The organism is Pseudomonas sp. A0308 (genome assembly GCF_044218815.1).
Taxonomy (GTDB): domain Bacteria; phylum Pseudomonadota; class Gammaproteobacteria; order Pseudomonadales; family Pseudomonadaceae; genus Aquipseudomonas; species Aquipseudomonas iridis.
Genome location: NZ_CP162581.1, coordinates 876421 through 896030 on the forward strand (window position 1 = coordinate 876421; position 19610 = coordinate 896030).

The following is a 19610-nucleotide window of genomic DNA, read 5'->3' on the forward strand; positions in this document are numbered from 1 at the left end:
GTTACGGTGGAACCCGATGAAGAATCTACTGCTGAGCATCAATGACCGGATCTACATGGCCTGCATCTGGGTCGCCGGTCTGTCGGTGCTGACCATTTCCCTGATCATCCCCTGGGGCGTGTTTGCCCGTTACATCCTTGGCACCGGTTCGAGTTGGCCGGAGCCCACCGCCATCCTGCTGATGATGGTTTTCACCTTCATCGGCGCTGCCGCCAGTTATCGAGCCGGTGCACACATGGCCGTGGCCATGGTCACCGATCGCCTGAACCCGAACATGCGCAGAACCATGAGCATCGTTTCCCAGGTGTTGATGGGCATCATCTGCCTGTTCATGACCATCTGGGGCACCAAGCTGTGCCTGTCCACCTGGAACCAGTTCATGAGCGCCATGCCTACCCTGCGCGTGGGCATCACTTACATGCCGATTCCGGTTGGCGGCGCGCTGACATTGATTTTCGTCGTGGAAAAACTTTTGCTGGGTGACCAGAGCAATCGCCGCGTGGTGCGGTTCGATCTGGTTGAAGAAAACGAAGGGGCTGCCTGATGGACGCATTGATTCTGCTGGGCAGTTTTATCGTACTGATCCTGATCGGCATGCCAGTCGCCTACGCCCTCGGGCTGTCGGCGCTGATCGGCGCATGGTGGATCGACATTCCGTTTCAGGCCCTGATGATCCAGGTCGCGGGCGGGGTGAACAAATTCTCGCTGCTGGCGATTCCGTTCTTTGTTCTGGCCGGGGCGATCATGGCCGAGGGCGGCATGTCCCGGCGCCTGGTGGCGTTTGCCGGTGTGCTCGTCGGGTTCGTGCGTGGTGGCCTGTCGCTGGTCAACATCGTGGCGTCGACGTTTTTCGGCGCAATTTCCGGTTCGTCGGTAGCCGACACCGCTTCTGTGGGGTCGGTGCTGATCCCGGAAATGGAGCGTAAAGGCTACCCGCGTGATTTCTCCACGGCGGTGACCGTCAGCGGCTCCGTGCAAGCGCTGTTGACCCCGCCGAGCCACAACTCGGTGCTCTACTCGCTGGCCGCCGGCGGCACCGTGTCCATCGCATCGCTGTTCATGGCCGGCGTGGTTCCCGGCCTGTTGATGAGCGCGTGCCTGATGGTGCTCTGCCTGATTTTCGCGCGTAAACGCGACTATCCCAAAGGCGAAGTCATCCCGATGCGCCAGGCCCTGAAAATCTGCGGCGAAGCGTTGTGGGGTTTGATGGCGATGGTGATCATCCTCGGCGGCATCCTGTCGGGGATTTTCACTGCCACCGAATCGGCTGCCATCGCGGTGCTGTGGTCGTTCTTCGTGACCATGTTCATCTACCGCGACTACAAGTGGAGTGAACTGCCCAAGCTGATGCACCGCACCGTGCGGACGATTTCGATCGTGATGATCCTGATCGGTTTTGCCGCGAGCTTCGGCTACATCATGACCCTGATGCAGATTCCGGCGAAGATCACCACGCTGTTCCTGACCCTGTCGGACAACCGCTACGTGATCCTGATGTGCATCAACGTCATGCTGCTGTTGCTCGGCACAGTGATGGACATGGCGCCGCTGATCCTGATCCTCACGCCAATCCTGATGCCGGTGATTCTCGGCATTGGCGTCGACCCCGTGCAGTTCGGCATGATCATGCTGGTCAACCTCGGGATCGGATTGATAACACCGCCGGTGGGCGCCGTGCTGTTTGTCGGCTCGGCCGTTGGCAAGGTCAGTATCGAGAGCACCGTGAAAGCGCTGCTGCCGTTCTATGCGGTGCTGTTCATGGTTTTACTGCTGGTAACGTACGTGCCGGCGATCTCGTTGTGGCTGCCGCATCTGGTGTTGTAACGCAGTACTTGTGGCGAGGGATTTGCTCCCTCGCCACAGGGTTTCCCTCAAGCCCGCAACAACATGTACCCCGCTACCACCAGACACACACTCGCAAACCCCACCTGCAACGCACGTGCCGGCACCCTTGCGCAGAGCTTGCGCCCGATGATCATGCCGACAACGCTGGCGACAATGAACGCCGCACCCAGGCTGTCGATCCGCACCCCGGCATGAAACGCACCGATCACGCCGATCGCCGAAATAAGGCTGATCACCATCAATGACGTGGCAACGATGCCGCGCATCTGCACGTCGGTCAGCTGCTTGAACGCCGGCACGATCAAGAAGCCGCCACCCACACCCAACAATCCTGAAACCACGCCCGTCACCGCACCCAATGCCGCCAGGGTTGCGGTGCATTTGGCCGTCCAGTCGAAGCGTCCGGTCTCTTCATCGAGCATGCAATTCTTCTGGCCCCAACTGGCGTGGCCATGATCACTCGGCCCCGCTTGCTGACGCTCGCGCCGCAACATGCGCCAGGCAACCATGACCATCAGCAGGCTGAACAGAATCATCAGGATCTTCTCCGGCAACTGATGCGCGAAGTAGATCCCCAGCGGCGAAAACACCGCGCCGAGTGCGGCAATCAATAGCGCCGCGCGATAACGCACCAGACCATGACGCAAGCCATCGATAGCGCCGACTGCCGCCGCACTGCCGACGGCAAACAACGCCACTGGCGCCGCTTGCGTCATCGTCCAGCCGAGCCCGAGCACCAGCGCCGGTACCGCAAGAATCCCGCCGCCGGCCCCGGTCAACCCGAGGACCAACCCCATCACCACGCCAAACAGAATTGCCAGCAACATAGGGTTTTCTCAATCGACCTTGGACAGGCTGGTCAGCCATTCGCGACCTTTGAGCATGCCGTTCCAGTAGAACCACGGCAGCAGCGTTGCCTTCAACCACCATGCCGACCGACGTGGCACGGTCGGGTCCAGGGCAAAGGTCGGCAGCAATTTACCGGCATAACCGAACTCGGCGAGGATCACCTTGCCCTTCTCCACCGTCAGCGGGCAGGAACCGTAGCCGTCGTATTTCAACAGCAGCGGTTGTTGCTTGCGCAGGGCCAGCAGGTTTTGTGCGACCACCACAACTTGCTTGCGCACCGCCGCGGCGGTTTTCGCGTTGCTGGTGCCACAGATATCACCCAGTGCAAACACCTCGGGATAACGCGGATGCTGCAGGCTGTGCGGATTGACTTCGCACCAGCCAGCGGCGTCGGCCAATGTGCTTTGCGCAATGAACTCCGGCGAAACCTGCGGCGGCACTACGTGCAACAGATCGAAGGTTTTCGCCTCGCGGGTGACGTTGCCGTCGGCGTCCTTGACCTCGAACCACGCGGTTTTCGCCGGGCCGTCGACCTTGACCAGATTCGCGTTGAACGCCAGTTGCGCGTTGTACTTCTCGATGTATTTCATCAGCGGCGGCACGAATGTGGCCACGCCGAACAACGCGGCGCCCGCCAGATTGAATTCGACATTGATGTTGTTCAGCACGCCGCTTTTAAGCCAGTGGTCGCAGGACAGGTATAGCGCTTTTTGTGGGGCGCCAGCACATTTGATCGGCATTGCCGGCTGAGTGAACAGCGCCTTGCCGCCGCGCAGTTTCTGCACCTGATCCCAGGTGTACTGCGCGTGCTGATAACTATAATTGGAGGTGACGCCGTGCTGGCCGAGGCTGTCTTTCACGCCTTCGATTTTCTCCCAGGCCAGACGCAGGCCGGGACAGACGATCAGGTTTTGATAGCTGACACTGCGTTGATCGCTGAGGCTGAGTTGGCGGTTGTCCGCGTCGATTTGGGTGACCGCCGCTTGAATCCAGGTTGCCTGGCGCGGGATGACTTTGCTCATCGGTCGAACGGTGTCTTTCACGTCATAAGCGCCGCCACCGACCAGCGTCCACGCCGGTTGGTAGTAATGCTGGGAGCTCGGTTCGATGACGGTGATGTTCAAGTGCGGGTCGCGCTTGAGCAGGCTGGCGACGAAGGCGATACCGGCAGTGCCGCCGCCGATGACCACGATGTCTGCACTGATGGATGGGCCACAGTGTTGAACGTTCATTGCTTGTTCCTTATAGCTGCACGCAAGGTTACCCGTCATACACAAAACCTGTGGGAGCTGGCTTGCCAGCGATGGCGGAGTGTCAGTCGCCATCAATATCGAATGAAAAATCCTCATCGCTGGCAAGCCAGCTCCCACAGGGAATGTGGTGTGTTGGCGGATATTTACTGATGACCCAGGCTCTTGAGCACGGCGCCACAGTAGAGGCCGGACAATGTTTTCATCACCTGAATCACTTCAGGACTGGCCAGCCCGTAGAAGATGTATTTGCCCTCACGACGGGTCCCGACCAATCCCTCATCGCGCAGAATGCCCAGTTGCTGGGACAGCGTCGGTTGACGCACGCCGGTCATCTTTTCCAGTTCGCCGACATTGCGCTCGCCCTGGGTCAGCTGACAGAGGATCAACAGACGATCTTCATTGGCCATGGCCTTGAGCAGCGAACAGGCCTTGGAGGCCGAAGCGCGCAATTGGGCGACTTCACATTCGGTCAGAGTGGATTGCATTTGCATGATGCCTTCAACGTCACTTAAGCTGCGAACATTATGTTTTTACATAAAGTGTTGCAACTGACTTTTCCACCCTTGCACAGGTTCATGTCCATGACCGCGTTGATTGAAGCCTTTCTTGACCCCGCCTCCTCGACCTACAGCTACGTGGTCTACGAGGCCGACGGCGGACAATGCGCAATCGTCGACCCGGTGCTCGACTACGATGGCGCCGCCGGCCGCACCTGCACCGCTCAGGCTGATCGGATCATTGCGTTTGTCCGCGCACATGACTTGCAAGTGCAATGGCTACTGGAAACCCACGCCCACGCCGATCACCTGTCCGCCGCGCCGTATCTGCGTCGGGAACTGGGGGGCAAGATCGCGATTGGCGAGTCGATCAGCAAAGTGCAGAACGTGTTCAAGGCATTGTTCAATCTCGAGCCGGAATTCTGTGTCGATGGCTCGCAGTTCGATCACCTGTTCGCGCCGAACGAATCATTCACCATCGGCAACCTCAAAGCCACGGCGCTGCATGTGCCGGGGCATACACCGGCGGACATGGCTTACCTGATCGATGGCGAGCAGATTCTGGTCGGTGACACGCTGTTCATGCCGGATGTGGGCACTGCGCGCTGCGACTTCCCCGGCGGCAATGCCCATCAACTGTTCAACTCGATTCACAAACTGCTGGCCTTCCCTGCCAGCGTGAAACTCTACGTTTGCCATGACTACCCGCCAGAGGGCCGCGACGCACACTGCCAGACCACCGTTGGCGAGCAGCGTAAAAGCAACATTCATGTGCATGACGGCATTGATGAAGCGGCGTTCGTCGAGATGCGTACCAAGCGTGATGCCGGGCTGGGTATGCCGACGCTGTTGCTGCCGGCTATTCAGGTAAATGTGCGGGCGGGGAATTTTCCGGCGGCGGAAGACAATGGCGTGGTTTATCTGAAGATTCCGATCAACAAGCTTTAACGTCAAAAGATCGTCCGATCTTGCCTTTCAGACACCCAACGTCAACCCATTCGCCGGCAATGGCAACGCCGTTTTATAGCGCACCTGCTTGAGCGCAAAGCTCGACCGGATATTTGCCACCCCCGGCACTTTCGTCAGAAAGTCCATCATGAATCGCTCCAGCGATTGGATGGACGGCACCAAAACCCGGATCAGATAGTCCGGGTCGCCGGCCATCAGGTAGCACTCCATCACCTCGGGGCGATCGGAAATCGCCTCCTCGAAATGCTGCAATGCCTCCTCCACCTGCTTCTCCAGGCTGACGTGAATGAACACGTTGACATGCAGACCCAGCAGATCGGCGTCGAGCAGCGTAACTTGCTCGCGAATCAGGCCCAATTCTTCCATTGCCTTGACCCGGTTGAAACACGGCGTTGGCGACAGATTCACCGAGCGTGCGAGGTCGGCGTTGGTGATGCGCGCATTCTCCTGAAGGCTGTTGAGAATGCCGATATCGGTACGGTCCAGTTTGCGCATGAGACAAAACCACCTGTTTTTTATGTTTATGCAGATTTTTTATCTGCAAATCATCTCCAGCGCAACGAAACAGAGAGAAATATTCTTCTTGCCCGCGCCTATGATTGTTGTAGGACAAGATTTCTTCCAGCGAAGAATGACTGCCAGCTCACTACAAGAAATTCACAAGATCGAGCGTAGAAGCCATGACCCAAGCGTACGAACCGCTGCGTCTGCACGTCCCTGAACCCTCGGGCCGTCCAGGCTGCAAAACCGACTTTTCCTACCTGCATCTGACAGATGCCGGCACGGTGCGCAAACCTTCCATCGACGTTGAACCCGCCGACACCGCCGACCTGGCGCGAGGCCTGATTCGCGTGCTCGACGATCAGGGCAACGCCCTCGGCCCATGGGCTGAAAACGTGCCGGTCGAGATCCTTCGCAAGGGTATGCGCGCCATGCTCAAGACGCGTATCTACGACAACCGCATGGTGGTCGCCCAGCGTCAGAAAAAAATGTCGTTCTACATGCAGAGCCTTGGCGAAGAAGCCATCGGCAGCGCCCAGGCGCTGGCGTTGAACGTCGACGACATGTGTTTTCCGACCTACCGTCAGCAAAGCATTCTGATGGCGCGCGACGTGCCGCTGGTCGACCTGATCTGCCAGTTGTTGTCCAACGAGCGGGACCCGCTCAAGGGCCGTCAACTGCCGATCATGTACTCAGTCAAGGACTTCGGCTTCTTCACCATTTCCGGCAACCTCGCCACCCAGTTCATTCAGGGCGTGGGCTGGGGCATGGCCTCGGCGATCAAGGGCGACACCAAAATTGCCTCGGCCTGGATCGGCGACGGCGCCACTGCCGAATCAGACTTCCACACCGCCCTCACCTTCGCCCACGTTTATCGGGCGCCGGTGATCCTCAATGTGGTCAACAATCAGTGGGCGATTTCGACCTTCCAGGCCATCGCTGGCGGTGAAGCCACCACATTCGCCGGACGCGGCGTCGGTTGCGGCATTGCCTCGCTGCGTGTTGACGGTAACGACTTCTACGCGGTCTACGCGGCTTCTGCATGGGCTGCCGAGCGCGCCCGCCGCAACCTCGGCCCGACCATGATCGAATGGGTCACGTACCGCGCCGGCCCGCACTCGACTTCCGACGATCCATCGAAATATCGTCCTGCCGATGACTGGAGCCACTTCCCGCTCGGCGACCCGATCGCGCGTCTCAAGCAGCACCTGATCAAGATCGGCCACTGGTCCGATGAAGAACACGCCGCCGTCAGCGCCGAACTCGAAGCCGAAGTGATTGCCGCGCAGAAACAGGCCGAGCAGTACGGCACCCTCGCCGGCGGCCAGATTCCAAGCGCCGCGACCATGTTCGAAGACGTCTACAAAGAGATGCCGGAGCACTTGAAGCGCCAGCGTCAGCAGTTGGGGGTCTGAGATGAACGATCACAACAACAATATTCAGCTGGAAACCGCCATGACCACGACCACCATGACCATGATCCAGGCCCTGCGCTCGGCCATGGATGTGATGCTTGAACGTGACGACAACGTGGTGGTATTCGGTCAGGACGTCGGTTACTTCGGCGGCGTGTTCCGTTGCACCGAAGGCCTGCAGACCAAATATGGCTCGTCGCGGGTGTTCGACGCACCGATTTCCGAAAGCGGCATCGTCGGCGTTGCCGTCGGTATGGGCGCTTACGGTTTGCGTCCGGTGGCCGAGATCCAGTTCGCCGACTATGTCTACCCGGCGTCCGACCAGATCATTTCCGAAGCGGCGCGTCTGCGCTATCGCTCGGCTGGCGAGTTCACCGCACCGATGACCCTTCGCATGCCGTGCGGTGGTGGCATCTACGGTGGCCAGACCCACAGTCAGAGCATCGAGGCGATGTTCACTCAGGTCTGTGGTCTGCGCACGGTCATGCCGTCCAACCCGTATGACGCCAAAGGTTTGCTGATCGCCTCCATCGAAAACGATGACCCGGTGATCTTCCTCGAACCAAAACGCCTGTACAACGGCCCGTTCGACGGCCACCACGACCGCCCGGTAACCCCGTGGTCGAAACATCCTGCCGCGCAGGTTCCGGACGGCTACTACACCGTGCCGCTGGACGTCGCCGCGATCACCCGTCCGGGCAAGGACGTGACCGTGCTGACCTACGGCACCACCGTATATGTCTCGCAAGTGGCCGCTGAAGAAAGCGGCGTCGATGCCGAAGTCATCGACCTGCGCAGCCTGTGGCCGCTGGACTTGGAAACCATCGTCAAATCTGTGAAGAAAACCGGTCGCTGCGTAGTGGTTCACGAAGCCACTCGCACCTGCGGTTTCGGCGCAGAGTTGGTGTCGCTGGTGCAAGAGCACTGTTTCCATCACCTGGAAGCGCCGATCGAACGCGTCACCGGTTGGGACACCCCCTACCCGCACGCGCAAGAGTGGGCGTATTTCCCTGGCCCGTCCCGAGTGGGCGCGGCTTTGAAACGGGTCATGGAGGTCTGAATGGGCACGCACGTTATCAAGATGCCAGACATTGGCGAAGGCATCGCAGAAGTAGAACTGTCGCAATGGCACGTCAAGGTTGGCGATCTGGTGGTTGAAGATCAGGTGCTGGCCGATGTCATGACCGACAAGGCGATGGTCGATATTCCGTCGCCGGTGCATGGCAAGGTGATTGCGCTCGGTGGTCAGCCGGGTGAAGTGATGGCGGTCGGCAGCGTGCTGATCAGCATTGAAGTGGAAGGCGCGGGCAATCTGAAAGAGTCGGCGGCGCCGGCTCCGGTTACTGTCAAGGAACCTGCTGCACCGAAAGCCGAAGCTGTCGTAGAGACCAAACCCGCCGCCGCTGCACCGCGCTCGGCTGCCGTTTGTCAGGGCCCGATGGTTGCCCGTGAGGCGAATGAGCGTCCGCTGGCCTCCCCGGCCGTGCGCAAACATGCGCTGGATCTGGGCATTCAATTGCGTCTGGTGCGTGGCAGTGGCCCGGCCGGTCGCGTATTGCACGAAGACCTCGATGCCTATCTGGCGCAATGTCAGTCCAACGCTCAAGCGCCAGTCGCCGCCGCTTATGCCCAGCGCAACGACGAAGAACAGATTCAAGTGATCGGCATGCGCCGCAAGATTGCCCAGCGCATGCAAGACGCCACTCAACGTGCCGCTCACTTCAGCTACGTCGAAGAAATCGACGTCACCGCAATTGAAGAACTGCGCGCGCATTTGAACGAAAAACACGGCGCCAGCCGTGGCAAGTTGACCTTGCTGCCGTTCCTCGTCCGCGCACTGGTGGTGGCCCTGCGCGACTTCCCGCAGATGAACGCCCGTTACGACGACGAAGCCCAGGTCATCACTCGCCTCGGCGCCGTGCATGTCGGGGTCGCCACGCAAAGCGATGTCGGCCTGATGGTGCCGGTGGTGCGTCACGCCGAAGCGCGCAGCCTCTGGGACAGTGCTGCAGAAATCTCGCGCCTGGCCAACGCCGCCCGCAACGGCAAGGCCAGCCGCGATGAACTGTCCGGCTCGAGCATCACCCTGACCAGCCTCGGTGCGTTGGGCGGCATCGTCAGCACGCCGGTGCTGAATCTGCCGGAGGTGGCCATCGTCGGCGTCAACAAAATCGTCGAACGTCCGATGGTCGTCAAAGGCCAGGTAGTGATCCGCAAGATGATGAACCTCTCCAGCTCCTTCGATCACCGCGTGGTCGATGGCATGGACGCGGCGCTCTTCATCCAGGCCATTCGTGGCCTGCTCGAACAACCCGCAACGCTGTTTGTGGAGTGATGCAATGCAAACCTTGAACACCACGCTGCTGATCATTGGCGGCGGCCCCGGCGGCTACATCACGGCGATTCGCGCCGGGCAACTGGGCATTCAGACCATTCTGGTCGAAGGCCAATCGCTGGGCGGCACTTGCTTGAACATCGGCTGCATTCCCTCGAAAGCGCTTATCCATGTGGCTGAGCAGTTTCACCAGACCCAGCAGCACAACCAGCATTCGGCACTGGGTATCAGCGTTTCGGCGCCGACCCTCGATATCAGCAAAAGCGTCGAGTGGAAGGACGGCATTGTTGATCGCCTGACCACTGGCGTCGCCGCATTGCTGAAGAAGAACAAGATTCAAGTCATCAACGGCTGGGCCAAAGTCATCGACGGTAAAACCGTTGAAGTCGGCGACACGCGCATTCAGTGCGAGCATCTGGTGCTGGCCACCGGTTCGACCAGTGTCAACCTGCCGATCCTGCCGATTGGCGGACCGATCATCTCCTCCACCGAAGCGCTGGCGCCGAAAAGCGTGCCGAAACGTCTCGTCGTGGTCGGCGGTGGTTATATCGGTCTGGAGCTGGGCATTGCCTATCGCAAGCTTGGCGCTGAAGTCAGCGTGGTCGAGGCGCAGGAGCGCATTCTGCCGGCCTATGACGCTGAGCTGACGCAACCGGTGCATGAAGCGCTGAAGCAACTGGGCGTGAAACTGTATCTGAACCACAGCGTGCTGGGTTTCGACGGTACGTTGCAGGTGCGTGATCCAAACGGCGACACCCTGAATCTGGAAACGGATCAGGTGCTGGTGGCCGTCGGTCGCAAACCTAATACGCAGGGCTGGAACCTCGAAGCACTGAATCTGGACATGAACGGCTCGGCGATCAAGATCGACAGCCGCTGCCAGACCAGCATGCGCAATGTCTACGCTATCGGCGACCTCAGCGGCGAGCCGATGCTGGCCCATCGCGCCATGGCGCAAGGCGAGATGGTTGCCGAGCTGATCAGCGGCAAAAACCGCGAATTCAACCCAACAGCCATCGCTGCCGTGTGCTTTACCGACCCGGAACTGGTGGTGGTCGGCAAGACGCCGGACGAGGCCAAAACTGCCGGGCTCGACTGCATCGTTTCCAGCTTCCCGTTCGCTGCCAATGGCCGCGCAATGACCCTGGAGTCGAAAACCGGCTTCGTGCGGGTGGTTGCGCGTCGCGACAATCATTTGATTGTCGGTTGGCAGGCGGTGGGTGTCGGGGTTTCGGAGTTGTCCACGGCGTTCGCACAAAGCCTGGAAATGGGCGCGCGGCTGGAAGACATCGGCGGCACCATTCATGCGCATCCGACCTTGGGTGAAGCGGTGCAGGAAGCGGCGTTGCGTGCTTTGGGGCATGCGTTGCATCTGTAATTCAGGACTTTTGCGGATGGCCATGAAGGCCCCTTCGCGAGCAGGCTCGCTCCCACATTTGAAATGGGTTCTACCTGTGGGAGCGAGCCTGCTCGCGAATTCCTGAGGGCAACACGAATTATCTGTCTGTCATCCGATAGTCCGGGCTGCGAAACCGCTCAAGAATGAAGTATTGTTGTGCCCATCCAAAAAACGTCAGAAGCCTTGAACCGTTTCGACGGTTGTTCAGTGATAGAGGGTGTCATGGGTAACGAAAGCATCAATTGGGACAAGCTGGGTTTTGACTACATCAAGACCGACAAGCGCTATCTGTCGTACTTTCGCGATGGCGAGTGGGACAAAGGCACCCTGACCGAAGACAACGTGCTGCACATCAGCGAAGGCTCGACTGCCCTTCACTATGGTCAGCAGTGCTTCGAAGGCATGAAGGCCTATCGTTGCAAGGACGGTTCGATCAACCTGTTCCGCCCGGACCAGAACGCCCTGCGCATGCAACGCAGCTGCGCGCGTCTGCTGATGCCGATGGTCGAAACCGAGCAGTTCATCGAAGCCTGCAAAGAAGTGGTTCGTGCCAACGAGCGTTTCATTCCGCCATACGGCACCGGCGGCGCGCTGTACCTGCGTCCGTTCGTGATCGGCGTGGGTGACAACATCGGCGTGCGCACTGCGCCCGAGTTTATCTTCTCGATCTTCTGCATCCCGGTCGGCGCCTACTTCAAGGGCGGCCTGACCCCGCACAACTTCCAGATTTCCAGCTACGACCGCGCCGCCCCACAAGGCACCGGTGCAGCCAAGGTCGGCGGCAACTACGCGGCCAGCCTGATGCCGGGCTCGAAAGCCAAGAAAGCCAACTTCGCTGACGCGATCTATCTGGACCCGATGACCCACACAAAAATCGAAGAAGTCGGCTCGGCCAACTTCTTCGGGATCACCCACGACAACAAGTTCGTGACCCCAAGCTCGCCCTCGGTACTGCCGGGTATCACCCGTCTGTCGCTGATCGAGCTGGCGAAAACGCGTCTGGGCCTGGAAGTGGTTGAAGGCGATGTGCTGATCGACAAACTGGCTGACTTCAAGGAAGCCGGCGCCTGCGGCACTGCGGCGGTGATCACCCCGATCGGCGGCATCAGCTACAACGACCATCTGCATGTGTTCCACAGCGAAACCGAAGTCGGCCCGGTTACCCAGAAGCTCTATAAAGAGCTGACTGGCGTGCAAACCGGCGACATCGAAGCGCCAGCGGGCTGGATCGTCAAGGTTTGATCTGACGGTTGCTGATATCCAAAAGCCCCCACCGGGAAACCGGTGGGGGCTTTTTATTTAAAGCGAGATCAAAAGATCGTCCGATCGCGGCCCGAGCCTTCGGCAGCTCCTACAGTGACTCAGTATGCTTGGGACATTTGTGTATCGGGTGTTCACGCTTCCCTGTAGGAGCTGCCGAAGGCTGCGAGCTTTTATTTAAGCGCAATCCGTTTCCCGGAACGCCCGGCAATCCCGCTAGCCTGCCCATTCTGCTGCTTGCCCATCCGCGCCTGCGTGATCAGCCCGGGGATCAATTCCCCCTCCGGCAGGTTTTTCCAGAACCGCACCGGCAAATGGCCCTGCATCACTTTCGGATTCAGCCGCGCCGGGTTGAAGATGTGGCTGTAATAGGTCAACCACAGATCGCCGTGCGGATCGTCGACGTTCTGCGCCATTTGCTGCCATTCCACCGGGCATTGGCGCTCATGGATCAGTTGTTCGCCATCGAAATAAACGCCATCACGCGGGGTCGCGATCAGCCAACGGTGCCGGCCCATGCGCGCGACGAAATGCTCGCTGGCGCTATGCAGGATGTCGTGCGCCGGTTCGTGCCACGCCACATATTGCGGGCCGGGCAAATCCGTCGGCCGCTCGATGAAGCGCACGAAGGCATGCAGGTGATGGGCTTCGCGGCGTACTTGCTTGATCCGCCGCTGTAACTCGCTGCCCAGCTTGTCCCCAGCCATCATCGCCGTGCGATCACCGTGGCTGACTCGCCACAGCACCTCGTACAAGAGACTCCAGCGCTGGTCGCCACGATATTGTGCGGCTTGCCCAAGCGTATCGAGCAATGCACGCGGAATTCGCGCCTGAAACGGCCCCTGCCCTTCGGGCACTTGATGCTCACTGGCGAACAGATCACTGACGCCCTCGCTGGCCCAGCTCACCACACTCGGGTCGACTTCATGGCTAAGCAGCCAGCGTGCCTGCTGGCGCCAGGTATCGAACAGGTCGTCGCAATCGAGATTGATCATCCCCACAACCCCATCTGCTGCGGCATCGGCCGATCGCGCAATTGCTGATACAGCAATTGACTGGTGACCTCGGCCTGCTGCGGGTGGTAATCGCTGGTGATGATGAACGGCTTGGCCTTGGCCAGCACACAGCGCATGCGCGCCACATCTTCGTAACGGATGCGCCGCTGCCGGCGCAACTCCACCAGACGTTCCGTGGTGCGCAGGCCAATGCCGGGAATACGCGCGATCAACGAGGGTTCGGCGCTGTTCAGATCCAGCGGGAATACCTCGCGATTCTGCAGCGCCCACGCCAGTTTCGGGTCGATGTCCAACGCCAGGTTTCCCGGCCCCTTAAGTAACTCGCCGGCGCTGTAGCCGTAGCTGCGCAACAGAAAATCAGCCTGATACAGGCGGTGCTCGCGCATCAGCGGCGGTGCAGCCAGTGGCACGCTTTTCGGGCTATCGGGGATCGGACTGAACGCCGAGTAGTAGACCCGACGCAGCCGGAAGTTACCGTACAAGGCCTGGGCGCCATGGAGGATGGTGCTGTCGTCGGTGTCATCGGCGCCGACAATCATCTGCGTGCTTTGTCCGGCCGGTGCGAACTTTGGCGCACGAGGCTCGTTGAGTACGGTCTGCTCGCCGGTGTAGATGGTCTGCATCGCCTGCTTGATCGAACCGATGTGCTTCTCCGGTGCGAGGATTTGCAGGCTGGCATCGGTTGGCAGCTCGATGTTGACGCTCAGGCGATCAGCGTAGCGCCCGGCCTCCGCGATCAATGCAGGGTCAGCTTCGGGAATGGTCTTGAGGTGGATGTAGCCGCGAAACTCGTGCTCTTCGCGGAGCAATTTGGCCACTCGAACCAGCTGCTCCATGGTGTAGTCCGCCGAGCGGATAATCCCCGAGCTGAGAAACAGCCCACTGACGCAGTTACGGCGGTAGAAGTCCATGGTCAGCGCCACGACTTCCTCGGGCGTGAAACGCGCGCGAGGCACATCACTGGAGCGGCGGTTGACGCAGTATTGGCAATCGTAGAGGCAGAAATTGGTCAGCAGGATTTTCAGCAGCGAGACGCAGCGCCCGTCCGGCGTATAGCTGTGGCAAATGCCCATGCCATTGGTCGAGCCCAGACCACTCTTGCCCTCGGAACTGCGCTTGGGCGCGCCACTGCTGGCGCAGGAGGCGTCGTACTTGGCGGCGTCGGCGAGAATGCTGAGCTTGTCGATAATTTGCATGGCGCGGGCCCTTTACTGGTTGCATATACAGTATAGGGTCGACCTGTCAGGTTCAAGGTGAAAAAGTGCCCTTCGTCGGTAGATCAAAAGATCGCATCGTGCGATAGCTTCTAAACGTGATCACGGCCCGCTGCAGTTGCCGAAGGCTGGGGTCTTTTAGTCTGGCTGTTCTCAATCGGCAACGCGATACCGAACTTCGCACGAATTTCCTTGCGCCCCACCGCCGTCAACGCCAACGCCCGACTGTCCAGATCCTGCGTCACCCACTTGCGCTTGAGCGCTGCTTGCAGCAACGCCTCCCCCAGTGACCCGCCAAGATGTGGCCGGCGCATGCTCCAGTCCAGGCACGGGCAGGCAAATTTGCGCCGCAGTGCATTCAAGTCCTCGACCTCAATGCCCAACCCCGCAAACAGCGCCTCACCGCTGTCGCTCAAGCGATACGCCTGCTCGTCGGTTGCCACCAACCACCCCGCTTCGAGCAAACGGTCGTGCAGCATCACCGCCAGTGTCCCGGCCATATGGTCGTAGCACGTGCGGGCGAATTGCAGGCGATCGGGTGTGTGTGGCTTGAAGGTTGGCGCGGCGTTCTGGCTGATCACCATCAACGCTTCCAGCGCCTGTGCGACGCGTTTGTCGGCGAGGCTGTAATACCGATGGCGACCTTGAACATGCAGACGCACCAGCGCCAGGTCCTTGAGTTTGGCCAGGTGCGCACTGGCGGTGGAGGCGCTGACTTCAGCAACGGCTGCCAGCTCGGTGCTGGTGCGAGCGTGGCCGTCCATCAGCGAGCAGAGGATTTTCGTCCGCGCCGGCTCGGCGATGGCGGCGGCCACCTGCGAGACGCCGATGTCTTGATGTTCTGCGTGCATATTTCGCTCCCCGACGAATCATCGCCGTTACGGACTGCAGATAGTAGCAACACTTTCCTCATCGACAAGGCTGCGAACCATGGACCCGATCATCGCTGTGACTCACGCCGATCCTTATCCCTACTACGCAAAACTACGCAGCATGGGCGGACTGACCTTTGATCCCGAACTGAGACTGTGGGTCGCCAGCAGCGCTCGCGCCGTCTGCGCGGTATTGGCTCATGCCGACTGCCGGGTGCGGCCAGCGCTGGAGCCGGTGCCCAAAATGATTGCCGAGGGCATGGCCGGCAAGGTCTTCGCGCAGTTGATGCGGATGAACGACGGCGAACGCCAGCGCTGCCCACGTTCGGCATTCGAGCTGCCACTGGGGCTGATCGATCAGAACGAAGTCCGGGCGCGAGTCAACGCACGACTGCTCAGCACGGATGCGGACGGCTTGTACAAAGCCATGTTCCGCGGTCCGGTGTCGGTGGTGGCAGCGTTGCTCGGGTTTTCTCCGGCGCAGAGTCGGACGATCAGTGCGCTGACGGCGGATTTTGCGGCGTGCCTGTCGCCACTGAGCACCGACGTGCAACTGGCGGCTGCCCATGTCGCCGCCGAACAGTTGCGCGGGCAGTTCATAGAGTTGTTGGCCGAGCCCGCGGTGAACAGTTCTTTGCTTGCGGGTATCAGGCAGCGCTTTGAAGGGGATGAAGAGAACCTGATCGCCAACCTGATCGGCCTCTGCTCGCAGACGTTTGAAGCCTGCGCAGGACTGATCGGCAATGCGCTGCTGGCATTACATCGTCAGCCCGAGTTGCGTGGCGAATCAGTGGAAGCCTTGCTGAGTGAACTCCAGCGCTTCGACCCGTCGGTACAGAACACCCGGCGCTTTGTCGCCGCATCCTGCGAAATCGACGGTGTGCGCGTCGAGGCTGGCGCGGTGATTCTGGTGCTGCTGGCCTCGGCCAACCGCGATCCGGCCCTGAACGACAACCCCGACCAGTTTCTACTGGATCGCCCAAACCGCCGCAGTCTGAGCTTTGGCAGCGGTCGACATCAATGTCCGGGGCAAGCGCTCGCCATGAATATTGCCAGCGCGACGTTGCAGGAAATTCTCACTCACGGCATTGAACTGGAACACCTGAGCTGGCACTACCGCCCCTCCCTCAATGGGCGGATTCCACTGTTCACTGAAGTGAAGAATTAAGCGCTGTGCAGTTCGATGGTCAAGTGCGACAGCTCATGCACCGGTGCCAGCCGCGCGCGAACGGCTTCTGCGGTAACCCCTGCACTCGCTACCACGCTGACAATCGCCGCCCGTGCTTGCGGGCCAACCTGCCAGACGTGGAGATCGCTGATCCGCACGTCGCCCGAGGTTTCCAGCAGCTCGCGGATTTCGGCAGCCACCGGCTCATCGGTGGCGTCGAGCAACACAGCGGAGCTGTCACGCATCAGGTTGAACGCCCATTTGGCAATGACGATGGCGCCGACAATACCCATCGCCGGATCCAGCCAGACCCAGCCGAGATACCGGCCAGCCAGCAACGCGGCAATCGCCAGTACCGAAGTCAATGCATCGGCCAGCACATGAACGTAGGCTGAACGCAGGTTGTTGTCGTGATGGTGATGACCGCCATGTTCGTGAGCATGGTAATGATGATGGCCGTGGTCATGCCCGTGGTGGCCCATCAACACAAAGGCGCTGACCAGATTGACCGCCAGCCCCACAACGGCAATCACTGTCGCCTCGCCAAACGCCACGGTGGTCGGCTGGAACAGACGCAGGATCGACTCGCCGGCAATGCCCAGCGATACCAGCCCCAGCACCATGGCCGAGGCGAAACCGGCCAGATCACCGACCTTGCCGGTGCCGAAGCTGTAGCGCCTGTTGTTGGCATTGCGCCGGGCAAAACCATAGGCCGCAGCGGCAATACCCAGCGCGCCGGCATGGGTCGCCATATGAAAACCGTCGGCCAGCAATGCCATGGAGCCAGTGATATAACCGGCGGCAATCTCGCCGATCATCATTACAAACGTCAGCGCGACCACCCAAAGTGTGCGACGGGCGTTTTCATCGTGAGAGGCGCCGAGAAACTGGTGATCGTGGCTGTGGCGATCAATCTGTGGAGTCAGATTCATGATGTTGGCGCTCTATTTGGAATAACGGCGGATAGCCAGAAGCAAGTCTTCGGCACCTTGTGCGCGCGCTTCGTCGCTGAGGTCGGGGTGCGCGACGTGCTCACGGGTGTGAGCTTCGATGAATTGCTCCATCAAGCCGTTGACCGCCCCCCGAATCGCCGCGACCAGATGCAGGGTCTTGGCACAATCGGCATCACCTTCGAGCGCTTTTTCCACCGCTTGAACCTGACCGGCAATGCGCCGGACGCGGTTGAGCAGTTCATCTTTGTGTTCATGAATGTGCGACATACCTATACCCCCTACCCCTATACTTCTTGCATGCTCGCTGATTACATCGCCACCGGCAAGAGGCAACCGGATGAGAGGAGCAGACCCTTGCCGATCCTCCGCGTCTGCAAGATGGACGTGTGCGTATAAAGGTTATGCGGCATCGCTGATCGCCGACAGCGACGGCTTGAGCCTTGGTTGATGCAGTATTGGGATCAACCGTGACACTACCGGCCACTTCCGGCGGGCAGAACGGTGTAGTAGCGATTTCGGGCAAGCTGAGTTTCACCCGCACATTCGTAAATCAGTCGAAAACTCAGCTCAGGCGTTTCGACCTCGTTGACGAGAGCTCAAGATCCCGTCACACCCAGCAATTGCTGGCGCAGTTCGGGATTGCGCGTACGCGGATTCAACCAGATATCAAAAAACGCTCGGGCAAACTGCGGGTCGTCGATCTCATGCTGCAACTGCTGACCGACAAAAAAACGTGCGCCCTGCCCCGGCAAATACACCCCGGTGATACGGGTGCCGGCCTGAACATCGACGAACGCCTGCTGCATCTGTGTCTGCCAGCCGGTCAGTTGTGCCGGGGTGACGGAGGCTCCATTCAGACGTTTGATTTCATCAACGCTGGCTTCGACCAGATCGTCGCGAGAAATCTTGCGCTGGTAGATCAACTCCAGGGCAAAAGGCTGCCCGTCTGCCAGAGGCTGCGCGGCACTCCACAGCCGTGCGTTATAAACGTCGAAACCGAACACACTGAAATCGCCGGTACCAATGATCCTGGCGCCGGGCACTTCGTCCTGCCAGTTGGCCCAGACAGGCGCCACCAGCAAGGCCCAAAAGCTTATGGCACAGCACCCACGCAAAACATTTTTTGATCGGCTCATTACGTCATCGACTCTGCGAATCTCTCATAAGCAAAGCATAGCCGGATATCAGACCAAAAATCTTGTATACAAAAATTGCACGCATCTGCAGCAATGTACGTGCAGCAATGCTACCGTGGCCGTCTCTCACTCACGGAGACACCCGCGTGCTGATCCTCAAACTGCTGCTGATTCCCGGATTTTTGCTGCTGATCTCATTGGCCGGCAAGCGCTGGGGGCCTAGCGTCGCCGGTTGGCTGTCGGGTTTGCCGGTGGTGGTCGGGCCGATTCTGTTTTTCCTGGCGATCGAACAGGGGCCGCAGTTTGCCGCGCAGTCAGCAGTGGCCGCGTTGTCGGCGATGTTCGCCATGATCGCCTTCTGCATCACGTACGCGCAGGTCGCGCAGAAGGCGAACTGGCCGTGGGCGCTGAGCGCTTCGCTGGCGGTCTGGGCGACGCTGGCGTTGGTCTTGTCGCTGATCCCGGCGTCGCTGCCGTTTTCTATAGGGGCGGCCGCAGTTGCTTTATTGGCGGCGCCCTACCTGTTTCCCAAGGTGCAACCGGTACTCAATCGCTCGGCGCCAAAGTCGGACAAACTGATCTGGCGGATGATCGCCGGTGCGGGTTTGACGCTGCTGGTGACGATGCTGGCCAGCACCGTCGGCGAACGCTGGAGCGGACTGCTGGCAGTCTTCCCGGTGCTCGGCAGTGTCATGGCGGTGTTTTCCCAGCAGACCCGCGGCCCCGAGTTTACCGCGGCGTTGTTGCGCGCGACGGCGACGGGGATGTACTCGTTTTCGGCTTTTTGTCTGGTGTCAGCGCTGACCTTGCCAAGCCTGGGCTTCAGCGGATTTGCTATTGGCTTGGCCGTGTCAGTGGCCATGCTTGGCGTCACGCGCAAACTGCTGGCCAAACCGGCACCGCAGCCGCAAGCCTGACGAGACGTGCT

General features: G+C 59.9%; 20 protein-coding genes. 10 read left to right on the forward strand and 10 right to left on the reverse strand.

Translation table 11 applies throughout. The features are described 5' to 3' along the window. The first annotated feature begins 16 nt into the window (after positions 1-16). Together AB4P92_RS04020 and AB4P92_RS04025 are read left to right on the forward strand one after the other, a co-directional pair. On the forward strand, positions 17-544 hold the full coding sequence (locus tag AB4P92_RS04020) for a TRAP transporter small permease (protein WP_042559676.1): 528 nt from the start codon (positions 17-19) through the stop codon (positions 542-544). Next, a complete protein-coding gene (locus AB4P92_RS04025) occupies positions 544-1824 on the forward strand; it encodes a TRAP transporter large permease (RefSeq protein WP_210625005.1) in 1281 nt (426 codons plus the stop codon). Before AB4P92_RS04020 ends, AB4P92_RS04025 begins: the two co-directional genes overlap by 1 nt. 47 nt (positions 1825-1871) lie before the next feature. Here AB4P92_RS04025 and AB4P92_RS04030 read toward each other — a convergent pair whose 3' ends face one another. The 3 genes from AB4P92_RS04030 to AB4P92_RS04040 form a co-directional block, all read right to left on the reverse strand. Further along, positions 1872-2672, reverse strand: coding sequence for a sulfite exporter TauE/SafE family protein (locus AB4P92_RS04030; protein ID WP_395598929.1), 801 nt, complete (start codon positions 2670-2672; stop codon positions 1872-1874). A gap of 9 nt (positions 2673-2681) precedes the next feature. Continuing rightward, complete coding sequence (locus AB4P92_RS04035) at positions 2682-3926, reverse strand: FAD-dependent oxidoreductase (protein ID WP_395598930.1); 1245 nt, start codon at positions 3924-3926, stop codon at positions 2682-2684. Positions 3927-4090: 164 nt separating this feature from the next. After that, a complete protein-coding gene (locus AB4P92_RS04040; RefSeq protein WP_042559680.1) occupies positions 4091-4432 on the reverse strand; it encodes a helix-turn-helix transcriptional regulator in 342 nt (113 codons plus the stop codon). 96 nt (positions 4433-4528) lie between these two features. Here AB4P92_RS04040 and AB4P92_RS04045 point away from each other — a divergent pair, with 96 nt between their 5' ends. Next, on the forward strand, positions 4529-5392 hold the full coding sequence (locus tag AB4P92_RS04045) for an MBL fold metallo-hydrolase (RefSeq protein WP_047300614.1): 864 nt from the start codon (positions 4529-4531) through the stop codon (positions 5390-5392). Positions 5393-5419: 27 nt separating this feature from the next. Here the strand turns inward: AB4P92_RS04045 and bkdR are convergent, their stop codons facing one another. Further along, positions 5420-5908: a Bkd operon transcriptional regulator BkdR gene (gene bkdR, locus AB4P92_RS04050; RefSeq protein ID WP_042559682.1), complete on the reverse strand. Its 489-nt coding sequence runs from the start codon at positions 5906-5908 to the stop codon at positions 5420-5422. A gap of 185 nt (positions 5909-6093) precedes the next feature. On the opposite strand from bkdR, the gene AB4P92_RS04055 reads away from it, so the two are divergent. The 5 genes from AB4P92_RS04055 (at position 6094) to AB4P92_RS04075 (ending at position 12305) form a co-directional block, all read left to right on the forward strand. After that, a complete protein-coding gene (locus AB4P92_RS04055; RefSeq protein WP_042559683.1) occupies positions 6094-7329 on the forward strand; it encodes a 3-methyl-2-oxobutanoate dehydrogenase (2-methylpropanoyl-transferring) subunit alpha in 1236 nt (411 codons plus the stop codon). A gap of 1 nt (position 7330) precedes the next feature. Then, positions 7331-8389 carry an alpha-ketoacid dehydrogenase subunit beta gene (locus AB4P92_RS04060; protein WP_042559684.1) on the forward strand — a complete coding sequence of 353 codons (1059 nt, stop codon included), beginning with the start codon at positions 7331-7333 and terminating at the stop codon, positions 8387-8389. Continuing rightward, positions 8390-9664, forward strand: coding sequence for a dihydrolipoamide acetyltransferase family protein (locus tag AB4P92_RS04065; RefSeq protein ID WP_210625002.1), 1275 nt, complete (start codon positions 8390-8392; stop codon positions 9662-9664). It begins immediately after the preceding gene. Between the two features lie 4 nt (positions 9665-9668). Further along, the gene (gene lpdA, locus AB4P92_RS04070) at positions 9669-11042 is read left to right on the forward strand and encodes a dihydrolipoyl dehydrogenase (RefSeq protein WP_395598931.1); all 1374 of its coding nucleotides are present in this window, start codon (positions 9669-9671) and stop codon (positions 11040-11042) included. A gap of 243 nt (positions 11043-11285) precedes the next feature. Further along, on the forward strand, positions 11286-12305 hold the full coding sequence (locus tag AB4P92_RS04075) for a branched-chain amino acid aminotransferase (RefSeq protein WP_042559687.1): 1020 nt from the start codon (positions 11286-11288) through the stop codon (positions 12303-12305). Between the two features lie 191 nt (positions 12306-12496). Here the strand turns inward: AB4P92_RS04075 and AB4P92_RS04080 are convergent, their stop codons facing one another. The 3 genes from AB4P92_RS04080 to AB4P92_RS04090 all read right to left on the reverse strand — a co-directional run bounded on the left by AB4P92_RS04080 (position 12497) and on the right by AB4P92_RS04090 (position 15404). Continuing rightward, positions 12497-13318, reverse strand: coding sequence for a TIGR03915 family putative DNA repair protein (locus tag AB4P92_RS04080; RefSeq protein ID WP_232391893.1), 822 nt, complete (start codon positions 13316-13318; stop codon positions 12497-12499). After that, positions 13315-14535 carry a putative DNA modification/repair radical SAM protein gene (locus AB4P92_RS04085; RefSeq protein WP_042559689.1) on the reverse strand — a complete coding sequence of 407 codons (1221 nt, stop codon included), beginning with the start codon at positions 14533-14535 and terminating at the stop codon, positions 13315-13317. Before AB4P92_RS04085 ends, AB4P92_RS04080 begins: the two co-directional genes overlap by 4 nt. Positions 14536-14645: 110 nt before the next feature. After that, the gene (locus AB4P92_RS04090) at positions 14646-15404 is read right to left on the reverse strand and encodes an ArsR/SmtB family transcription factor (protein ID WP_395598932.1); all 759 of its coding nucleotides are present in this window, start codon (positions 15402-15404) and stop codon (positions 14646-14648) included. Between the two features lie 79 nt (positions 15405-15483). On the opposite strand from AB4P92_RS04090, the gene AB4P92_RS04095 reads away from it, so the two are divergent. Continuing rightward, a complete protein-coding gene (locus tag AB4P92_RS04095; protein WP_395598933.1) occupies positions 15484-16593 on the forward strand; it encodes a cytochrome P450 in 1110 nt (369 codons plus the stop codon). Here AB4P92_RS04095 and dmeF read toward each other — a convergent pair. The 3 genes from dmeF to AB4P92_RS04110 all read right to left on the reverse strand — a co-directional run bounded on the left by dmeF (position 16590) and on the right by AB4P92_RS04110 (position 18682). Beyond that, positions 16590-17525 (reverse strand): CDF family Co(II)/Ni(II) efflux transporter DmeF, encoded by a 936-nt coding sequence (dmeF, locus tag AB4P92_RS04100; protein ID WP_395598934.1) that lies wholly within the window; start codon positions 17523-17525, stop codon positions 16590-16592. The genes AB4P92_RS04095 and dmeF overlap by 4 nt on opposite strands. A gap of 12 nt (positions 17526-17537) precedes the next feature. Further along, positions 17538-17813: a metal/formaldehyde-sensitive transcriptional repressor gene (locus tag AB4P92_RS04105; protein ID WP_210624995.1), complete on the reverse strand. Its 276-nt coding sequence runs from the start codon at positions 17811-17813 to the stop codon at positions 17538-17540. 329 nt (positions 17814-18142) lie between these two features. Next, positions 18143-18682, reverse strand: coding sequence for a chalcone isomerase family protein (locus AB4P92_RS04110; RefSeq protein ID WP_042559694.1), 540 nt, complete (start codon positions 18680-18682; stop codon positions 18143-18145). Positions 18683-18828: 146 nt separating this feature from the next. Between AB4P92_RS04110 and AB4P92_RS04115 the strand changes: the two genes are divergently transcribed. Then, on the forward strand, positions 18829-19599 hold the full coding sequence (locus AB4P92_RS04115) for a hypothetical protein (RefSeq protein WP_395598935.1): 771 nt from the start codon (positions 18829-18831) through the stop codon (positions 19597-19599). Positions 19600-19610: the final 11 nt, after the last annotated feature.

Coding starts and splice junctions, on each gene's coding strand:
- AB4P92_RS04075 (WP_042559687.1), top strand. CDS start 11,286: ATGGGTAACGAAAGCATCAATTGGGACAAGCTGGGTTTTGACTACATC.
- AB4P92_RS04055 (WP_042559683.1), top strand. CDS start 6,094: ATGACCCAAGCGTACGAACCGCTGCGTCTGCACGTCCCTGAACCCTCG.
- AB4P92_RS04060 (WP_042559684.1), top strand. CDS start 7,331: ATGAACGATCACAACAACAATATTCAGCTGGAAACCGCCATGACCACG.
- AB4P92_RS04095 (WP_395598933.1), top strand. CDS start 15,484: ATGGACCCGATCATCGCTGTGACTCACGCCGATCCTTATCCCTACTAC.
- lpdA (WP_395598931.1), top strand. CDS start 9,669: ATGCAAACCTTGAACACCACGCTGCTGATCATTGGCGGCGGCCCCGGC.
- AB4P92_RS04020 (WP_042559676.1), top strand. CDS start 17: ATGAAGAATCTACTGCTGAGCATCAATGACCGGATCTACATGGCCTGC.
- AB4P92_RS04040 (WP_042559680.1), bottom strand. CDS start 4,432: ATGCAATCCACTCTGACCGAATGTGAAGTCGCCCAATTGCGCGCTTCG.
- AB4P92_RS04045 (WP_047300614.1), top strand. CDS start 4,529: ATGACCGCGTTGATTGAAGCCTTTCTTGACCCCGCCTCCTCGACCTAC.
- AB4P92_RS04085 (WP_042559689.1), bottom strand. CDS start 14,535: ATGCAAATTATCGACAAGCTCAGCATTCTCGCCGACGCCGCCAAGTAC.
- AB4P92_RS04080 (WP_232391893.1), bottom strand. CDS start 13,318: ATGATCAATCTCGATTGCGACGACCTGTTCGATACCTGGCGCCAGCAG.
- AB4P92_RS04025 (WP_210625005.1), top strand. CDS start 544: ATGGACGCATTGATTCTGCTGGGCAGTTTTATCGTACTGATCCTGATC.
- bkdR (WP_042559682.1), bottom strand. CDS start 5,908: ATGCGCAAACTGGACCGTACCGATATCGGCATTCTCAACAGCCTTCAG.
- dmeF (WP_395598934.1), bottom strand. CDS start 17,525: ATGAATCTGACTCCACAGATTGATCGCCACAGCCACGATCACCAGTTT.
- AB4P92_RS04105 (WP_210624995.1), bottom strand. CDS start 17,813: ATGTCGCACATTCATGAACACAAAGATGAACTGCTCAACCGCGTCCGG.
- AB4P92_RS04065 (WP_210625002.1), top strand. CDS start 8,390: ATGGGCACGCACGTTATCAAGATGCCAGACATTGGCGAAGGCATCGCA.
- AB4P92_RS04030 (WP_395598929.1), bottom strand. CDS start 2,672: ATGTTGCTGGCAATTCTGTTTGGCGTGGTGATGGGGTTGGTCCTCGGG.
- AB4P92_RS04035 (WP_395598930.1), bottom strand. CDS start 3,926: ATGAACGTTCAACACTGTGGCCCATCCATCAGTGCAGACATCGTGGTC.
- AB4P92_RS04090 (WP_395598932.1), bottom strand. CDS start 15,404: ATGCACGCAGAACATCAAGACATCGGCGTCTCGCAGGTGGCCGCCGCC.
- AB4P92_RS04110 (WP_042559694.1), bottom strand. CDS start 18,682: ATGAGCCGATCAAAAAATGTTTTGCGTGGGTGCTGTGCCATAAGCTTT.